The organism is Pseudomonas sp. HMSC063H08, from assembly GCF_001813645.1.
GTDB classification, from domain to species: Bacteria; Pseudomonadota; Gammaproteobacteria; order Pseudomonadales; family Pseudomonadaceae; genus Pseudomonas; species Pseudomonas aeruginosa.
Window position 1 is genome coordinate 504 of record NZ_KV813430.1, and the last position, 640, is coordinate 1,143.

General features: G+C 70.2%; 1 protein-coding gene. It reads left to right on the forward strand.

From position 1 onward, the window contains the following. Positions 1-640: phosphopantetheine-binding protein (locus HMPREF2924_RS13870; RefSeq protein ID WP_168172957.1), on the forward strand; the 640-nt coding region annotated here is incomplete at both ends.

Below are 640 nucleotides of genomic sequence, written 5' to 3' on the forward strand. Positions count from 1 at the left end.
TGAGTCCGAACGGCAAGCTGGATCGCAAGGCGCTACCGGCGCCTGAAGTAAGCGTGGCGCAGGCAGGCTACAGCGCACCGCGCAACGCAGTGGAGCGAAACCTGGCGGAAATCTGGCAGGACCTGCTGGGCGTCGAGCGGGTCGGCCTGGACGACAACTTCTTCAGCCTCGGCGGCGACTCGATCGTCTCGATCCAGGTAGTCAGCCGTGCGCGCCAGGCCGGATTGCAACTGAGCCCGCGCGACCTGTTCCAGCACCAGAACATCCGCAGCCTGGCCCTGGCGGCCAAGGCGGGTGCGGCGACGGAGGAACAGGGGCCGGCAAGCGGCGAGGTGGCGCTGGCGCCGGTACAGCGCTGGTTCTTCGAGCGGGCGATTCCCAACCGCCAGCACTGGAACCAGTCTCTCTTGTTGCAGGCGCGCCAGCCGCTCGACGGCGACCGGCTGGGGCGTGCCCTGGAACGCCTGCAGGCGCAGCACGATGCCCTGCGCCTGCGTTTCCGCGAAGAGCGCGGCGCCTGGCACCAGGCCTACGCCGAGCAGGCCGGCGAGCCGCTGTGGCGCCGGCAGGCGGGGTCCGAGGAGGCGTTGCTGGCGCTTTGCGAAGAAGCCCAGCGCAGCCTCGACCTCGAACAGGGGCC